7 protein-coding genes and 1 pseudogene are annotated in these 7,170 nt (G+C 38.9%); 4 read left to right on the forward strand and 4 right to left on the reverse strand.

The window, feature by feature from the left end:
• Positions 1 to 256 precede the first annotated feature (256 nt).
• Complete coding sequence (locus L1D50_RS20025) at positions 257 to 466, forward strand: cold shock domain-containing protein (protein ID WP_010603820.1); 210 nt, start codon at positions 257 to 259, stop codon at positions 464 to 466.
• A 248-nt stretch (positions 467 to 714) separates the two neighbouring features.
• On the opposite strand, the gene L1D50_RS20030 is transcribed toward L1D50_RS20025, so the two are convergent.
• Entirely contained in the window at positions 715 to 1,158 is a 444-nt protein-coding gene (locus L1D50_RS20030) for a hypothetical protein (protein ID WP_239966671.1), read from the reverse strand.
• A gap of 178 nt (positions 1,159 to 1,336) precedes the next feature.
• Here L1D50_RS20030 and L1D50_RS20035 point away from each other — a divergent pair, with 178 nt between their 5' ends.
• Positions 1,337 to 1,678, forward strand: a complete 342-nt coding sequence (locus L1D50_RS20035) for a zinc ribbon domain-containing protein YjdM (protein ID WP_017217750.1) — start codon at positions 1,337 to 1,339, stop codon at positions 1,676 to 1,678.
• Between the two features lie 229 nt (positions 1,679 to 1,907).
• On the opposite strand, the pseudogene zigA reads toward L1D50_RS20035, so the two are convergent.
• A pseudogene (gene zigA / locus L1D50_RS20040) lies at positions 1,908 to 3,112 on the reverse strand (zinc metallochaperone GTPase ZigA).
• A 36-nt stretch (positions 3,113 to 3,148) separates the two neighbouring features.
• Positions 3,149 to 3,595, reverse strand: a complete 447-nt coding sequence (locus L1D50_RS20045; RefSeq protein ID WP_239422062.1) for a TraR/DksA C4-type zinc finger protein — start codon at positions 3,593 to 3,595, stop codon at positions 3,149 to 3,151.
• 133 nt (positions 3,596 to 3,728) lie between these two features.
• Between L1D50_RS20045 and L1D50_RS20050 the strand changes: the two genes are divergently transcribed.
• Together L1D50_RS20050 and L1D50_RS20055 are read left to right on the forward strand one after the other, a co-directional pair.
• Positions 3,729 to 5,105: a peptidoglycan DD-metalloendopeptidase family protein gene (locus tag L1D50_RS20050; RefSeq protein WP_239966672.1), complete on the forward strand. Its 1,377-nt coding sequence runs from the start codon at positions 3,729 to 3,731 to the stop codon at positions 5,103 to 5,105.
• A 542-nt stretch (positions 5,106 to 5,647) separates the two neighbouring features.
• Entirely contained in the window at positions 5,648 to 6,061 is a 414-nt protein-coding gene (locus L1D50_RS20055; RefSeq protein WP_128727545.1) for a hypothetical protein, read from the forward strand.
• 82 nt (positions 6,062 to 6,143) lie between these two features.
• On the opposite strand, the gene L1D50_RS20060 is transcribed toward L1D50_RS20055, so the two are convergent.
• Positions 6,144 to 7,170: LamG domain-containing protein (locus L1D50_RS20060; RefSeq protein WP_239966673.1), on the reverse strand; the 1,027-nt coding region annotated here is incomplete at its 5' end.

Below are 7,170 nucleotides of genomic sequence, written 5' to 3' on the forward strand. Positions count from 1 at the left end.
TATTGATACTTGTCATTAGCAAGTCATATTGATGATTAAAAATACATTGACTTAGGGCGGAATCCCTATATGATGTTCATAGACAGAATTTGAGTCAGTGTTTTAAAATCTCCATTACGTTGTTGTATAAGTGTTTGCTTGTAGTAGTACCGTCCTGAAGTTTTATCCACTCTACAAATTTAGGTCTATGCGCCCACATGGGCATAGCTCATCAATGCGCAGCATTGGTTTTTGTTTTTATATCAGGATTAGTATTATGTCTAACACTCTTACAGGTACCGTTAAGTGGTTTAACGAGTCTAAAGGTTTTGGTTTCATCGCTCAAGAAAATGGCCCTGACGTGTTCGCACACTTCAGCGCAATCAAAGGTGACGGTTTCCGTACACTTGCTGAAGGCGAGAGAGTTGAATTCACAGTAACTGATGGCCAAAAAGGTCCTCAAGCTGAGAACATCGTTAAGCTTTAATCGCTTAATAGATGAAGAAAAAGCAAGCTAAGGCTTGCTTTTTTTGTGTCTGTAATTTAATGGATATCAACTTATACTCATCCGCTTAATGAAGTGATCTATTTTGAGACGGGAAAATCTTGTCGATAATACCGCTACCATATTCTGCTACTGCCAACGTATCCACGGTCATGTAGGCGATGTAAAAGTTTTGCTACTTATGCTCTAAATGAGAAATTTCTAATTCAGTTAGCATCAGATTTGCTCCCTCAAATTGGTATATTATTTCTGTGTGTCTTGGCGAGATTTTCAAGCGTAGTGATCGCCGAAGCATAAATCTCTCGTGAGGTTTTATTGAGCCCGCCGCTAGCTGCTGAAATTTCAAATGTACGCTTCATATCTCCAAGTAAATCAGTCTTTTCATGTGGTTTTTCAGTCATTGATATCGGCGCGCCGATAGCCATCATCTGACCTGAACCAATAAACCCACCTTCGAATAGTTCTCGGGACATAGTTCGTGCTTCTGCCGCTGAAATATTGTGAACGTTGTATTTAGAGGCAATAGTTTGCCAATTATGTTTGGCATTGTTTGCGGTTTGGCTAATGGAGACTTGAGTGTCTTTCTGTACTGCTTCAGCCTCTTTTGGTTGATTCTGGCTCTGGCTGCTATAAATTGTTGGTGAGCCAACCCCTTGAGTTTGACTAACAAGCATAGGTAATCCTTTATATGATGAAATATAGATTAATAACTAAGCAATTGTCGTGCCGCAACATTTTGGGTAGCTATTCTTAATTCAATAGCGATTTAAAGAAGAATATAGAGGACGCTCTACTCACTTTTACAGTATCATATGCCGATGATACACAGCCTAAAAAGTGATACAGTTAATTATGTCTTTACCTGCTTGCCCCAAGTGCAATTCTGAATATGTTTATCAAGATCAAAGTCAGCTAATATGTCCTGAATGTGCTTACGAATGGGATCCTAACGCGACTGCTACCGAGGACGACATTCAAGTAAAAGATGCCAACGGCACACTATTAGCTGATGGCGATAAAGTCACTGTGATTAAAGATTTAAAAATTAAAGGCAGCTCACAAGTCATTAAGATTGGTACTAAGGCTTTGGTAAGGCGAGTGCTAGATAAAAAAGACCATGAACTTGACTGTAAGGTTGATGGCGTTGGTGAAATGATGGTGACAGCGAAGTTTGTTAAGAAAGCAAATACTTAAGTGGATAAGTGTTCAGAAGTTATGGGGTTTTAAAGCGCTATTGATCTCCAATTATAAGTGAGCAAGATAATCACTCTCAGATTTACCTGAGCAAGTCTGAGAGTGAAATTCACCGGCTTCAATTTACGCCTGATTTGAATAAGTGTGATAAGGGCTACTGTCGGTATAAGCATCACGCGATTTTGACGTAATCACACTGGCTCATGATTGAGCTAGTTCACTTAATCGTTTATTCAATCCAAGCAGGAAAAGGATCGGGTAAGGATTTCCAAATATCTACGCCTAATTGCAATTCCTCATCGGTCAATAAGCATTCATCTAGTTTATTAATTAATTCGCCTTTATCTAAACCTTGACCAATGAAAACCAACTCTTGACGTCTATCGCCATAAGGTTCAACCCACTGCGCTTCAATCGCAGAAACATATTCAGGATCTTCAGGCCACTCTTCACGAGGTACCGCAAACCAGAATAAGCCTGCCTGACCATATCTGGCGATGCCGCCTGCTTGGCTCCAACTACCAGCAAAGTTGGGTCGAGTTGCTAACCAAAAAAACCTTTATAGCGCAGTAGCTTACCAGCTTTATCGTTCGCATGTAAAAAATCATAGAAACGTTTCGGATGAAATGGGCGCCTACGACAATAGCTAAAACTAGTTATACCGAACTCTTCTGTTTCAGGCACATGTTCACCACGCATTTCTTTAAGCCAGCCGGGCGCTTGCTGCGCTTTTTCAAAGCTAAAACTGTTGGTATTTAAAATTTGCTTTAATGGAATTTGGCCATGCGTTATTGGGATTTGTGTTGCCTCTGTATTCAAACTCCTTAGAATACTTTGTAGTTGTGTGAGCTCTTCAGCACTCACTAAGTCTGTTTTACTGATCACGAGCCTATCTGCAAACTCTACCTGTTCAATCAGTAGGTCAGCAACACTTCGTTCGTCCTCCCCACCAAGACTTTCACCAACTTCCTGCAAGGACTTTGCCTGATTATAGTCCTTTAAAAAATTAACAGCATCGACAACCGTAACCATGGTATCTAACTTGGCGACGTTCGATAAGCTAATGCCATCTTCGTCCTCGAAGGTAAACGTTTCAGCAACAGGTAATGGCTCCGAAATACCAGTTGACTCGATAACAAGATAATCATACTTTTCAGATTTAGCTAAACGAGTAACTTCCTCAAGCAAATCCTCTCGAAGAGTACAACAGATACACCCATTGCTCATTTCAACGAGTTTCTCTTCAGCTCGGTTAAGGCTGACTTCGTTTTGTACCGTTGCCACATCAATGTTGATTTCACTCATATCATTCACTATCACTGCGACTCGCAAACCGTCACGATTGTTTAAGATGTAATTGAGTAAAGTTGTTTTACCTGCACCAAGGAATCCTGATAAAACAGTTACAGGTAATAAGTTTGTTGAGTTTAACATTGTAATTTCGCCCCAAGTTACAAGTGTTTTAGTAGGTTAAGATTCTTCTCGAATCTTTGCATAAGCATGCTCTGTAAGTTCTTTTGTTTGTTTTACATCTGCACAATATTCTGCTGTAGGTCTAGCTAAGAGTCTCTCTATACCAATTGGCTCGCCACTTTCTTGGCAGTAGCCGTACTCTCCCAACCTAATGCGCTCTAAAGAGTCTTGGATCTTAGGAAGTAACCGCTGCTCTCTATCTACAATCCGCATCAGAATGGCACATTCTTCTTCCCAAGATGCTCTATCACTGATGTCGGCCAGCTCAGGACGATTAGCTAATTGTGCCTTAGCATCTCTAATGTGTTCTCGCGTTATATCATGAAGTTCAATCAAGTAATTTCGAAAGAATGTGCACTGTTGTTCATTCATATAATCTGACTGAGGTGCCGCTTTTATCTCTTGTATTGATAAAGAACCATACACTTTATTTATATCTTGCATGTTAATCTCCTAAGTAGTTGTTGTATTATAACATAACACACACAACCTAGATCATCGGCTATTTTCTTAAGCTAACCAATTAGACTGGTTGAGCTGTGCTATTTTCTAAAAAGCAACTGTGATTCTGATATAAATGAATGATTTAATTGAAAAAAATAAATTTATCTTTTTTGGGCTATTACTCAAATTGCCAAGAAAACACTTAGTAGCAATTGTCGTTTCGACTATTACGCTTACTTGGTTGATCAGTGTAGAGTCTTCGAAAAGTCACTTAGTCTCAGATAAGCGATTAGATATTAATGAAGTTATAACGGCCAAACCCAACTTGATTACAGATAAAGTTTCTGATCTTAGCGAGCAGGATATTTCAGCTCCATTGAAGGTAAGCCCTGAACCCAAATATCAAAAGACCAAATTGGTCATTACTAAAGGTGATACACTGAGCACGCTATTTGAGCGCTTAAACATTTCACAACAAACACTTTATGAGGTGCTTAGTGCTGATGAATCTATATTGGCACTAGAGACACTCAAGCCAAATAATGTGCTTATTTTTAAATACCTTACTAAAAGTCATGAATTGCAGGAGTTAGAGTTATTCGTTCATGCTGGTCATCGTGTAATTTATCGTCGTGCTGAAGATGGTGGCATAGAGTATGAAACATTAATTCAAGATGGCGAATGGCGCACTAAACTCATTAGTGGTGAAATAAATGGTAGTTTTTACCTCTCGGCGCAAAAAGCTGGGTTAACTGAAGCAGATGCAGCCGTAGTGACTAAAATATTTAAGGAACAGCTCAATTTTGCTCGCGCTATTCGACAAGGCGATAAGTTTCAAGTAATCAGAAATGAGCAGTTTGTTGATGGAAAACCTACTGGACAAGCCCACATAGTTGGTGCCAGATTTCAACAAAAGACCAATGAATACACTGCTTTTTTATTTGATGATGGGCGTTTTTACGACAAGCAGGGCCATAGCTTAACAAGAGCATTTAGAAGGTTGCCTTTACAAAAATCGTACAGGGTAAGCTCTCATTTTAATCCCAGAAGAAAACACCCTGTTACAGGTCGTATTAGGCCTCACAACGGGGTAGACTTTGCCACGCCTACAGGTACTAAAATAGTTTCCACTGGCGATGGTATTGTAACAAGAGTGGGCAATCATAAATTTGCTGGTAAATATATAGATATTAGGCACAGTAGTAAGTACAAGGCGAGATATTTACATTTACACAAGATCAATGTCCATCAAGGTCAGCCTATAAAGCGTGGACAGATAATTGCGCTTTCAGGCAACACAGGCCGTTCAACTGGCCCTCATTTGCATTTTGAACTTCACATTAATGGTAGACCAGTTGATCCATTGAAAGCCAAAATTCCACTTACTCGATCATTAACCAAAAGTGACAAAACCGCTTTCTTAAAACTGGTTGCTATGCGTACTAATATGCTAGACAGTGCACTTGAATCTGAGATAAACAAAGCGCACGAAACCATGTTGGCAGATTGAAGTTTAAGGTGAGCTTACTGTTCACCTTAGCTCAATGTTAGACGACAACGCTTTTTTATTAAAGTTAATCCGATAAAGCGAGCTTATCAATCTCCATATGCTTTTTAATAAAGCGGATCAGATGCTTGTCTTTATTTGGGTCCAGCGGTAGATATTACCGTTCTAGATATTTGGCTAATACCCTTTCAAGCAAATAACTATACGCCAATCCACCTTGCTTTGATGTGGGTGAATGTAGTTCACTAGGGTCAACAAAATAACTTACCGCTTTATTAGCCTCTTGCAGTCTCTATACATAGTCATTGACAGCGGAAAAATGGTGACACCCGCTACTATTGCCTTCTTAACGAGCCAATTTATGGCTTGGATAAGTCCCAATTCGTTTTTCAGGTAATTTGCATGTTGAAATGACTAAGCTTGGCTGGTAACTTGCTAAAAATATTAAATACAGTTAGCTTGAATTTTGTGCTCATTTCTTTTGTGGATGAGTGAGATATTCAGGAATTCACGCTAATAAGCTGTTATGAATATTAAGGAAAATTATGTTGAAAGGCCTATATATATGTTTTTTGGTGTTTGCATTAGCTTCATGCAGCTCGACTAAAAATACATCTAGTCAAAACCTAGAGATGAATAACTCAATGGTATCGTCTGACTCCGAGTACGGCTATAGTCCAACCAAACCTATTGAACTTGGTGGTTTTCTCCGCGGAACAAAATACGAAGGAGCTCATATTGAATACTTCCAGAGCTTATTTGGACCCAATGGTGAGCAATTGGAAATAAAGCGCCTAGGTAGTTGTTGTCCATTCGAAGATTCATCTATGCCTTTCGGTGGAGGACTGTTGGATAAATATGAGCTGTCATATGAGGGCCTATCTGAGCCAGTTGTTATTCATGTTAATTTGTACAAATTTAATAAACCGATGGCTCCTAAAGGCTTTACTCTGAATTAGTGTGATTACGTCAAAATCGCTTGATACTTATACTGTCAGTATCCCTTGGTAATCACACTAAATTCTTTTCAACTAATTCAGGTTATCCACCTTTTAGCGCCGAAAGCTCCGCTTTCAGATTTAATATTTCTTGATTAAGTGCAGATATATGGATATCTTTTTGAGCACTCTCTTCTAATAGTAATATTTTACTATTTTCTAGCTCTGTAATTTCTTGCTGCTGATATTGGTTAGTATGAGTGAGTTCCGCAACTGTTTTATGTAAACTGTCATTTTCGCTGACTAATGATGTTACTTTATCCTCTAAAGTGTTAGATAAGTTTCTTAAAGTGAAAACCTGAGTACTAAGACTATTGATACTCAACTTAGCTGAATCTAATTGACTCTCACATAGCTGCAAAGTACTTTTAGCAAAAAGACCATCCTGGCTAAGTCGAGAGATTTCAGTCTCACTAAGCGCTCTACTATATATTTGAACATCATCCAACACTGATGCGCTGTGGCTATATAAAGTGGACTTTTCCCACGTTGCAAACCGTAACCTTCTGCTAGTGTTTGCTATTGAACCATTACCCACATATTCTGTACCTCTTAACTCACCATTTCTATATAACTTTATATATTCACCTTCACGCACACCAGTAATAAAGTACCATTCATTGAGTGTAAGAGCTTCATAATCTCTAACGCTGACGGACTGCTTGTCTACTTCAACTCCAAATGTAAGCCCTTTGGAGCTTCTACCACTACAAATAGATAAATGCCACTCATTTGTTCCCGGTTTATCTCCACTGTGCCACTTATTAACTGCAGCACATCTGTTCCAATTACTAGTTGTGGGTTGGAGCTTTTTAACCCAAAATGCGACTGTAAAATCCCCATTATCAAAGTTTAAGCTTTCACTGTCAGGTATGATAGCTGTATCATTTACACCATCAAATTTTACTCCGAAATTATTCTTTCCCTGCGTAGTTACAGGGCCATTGTAAAATGTACCGTGATTTTCACCAACAGAGTCAATAACAGCTTGAGCATTGTCTAACTTCCACAAACTAACAAGCCCATCTGGGTTTTTATCTAACGCATAAGAAAAGAACGAGAAAAAGAAT

It is taken from the genome of Pseudoalteromonas sp. Isolate6 (genome assembly GCF_022398435.1).
Lineage (GTDB): Bacteria > Pseudomonadota > Gammaproteobacteria > Enterobacterales > Alteromonadaceae > Pseudoalteromonas > Pseudoalteromonas galatheae.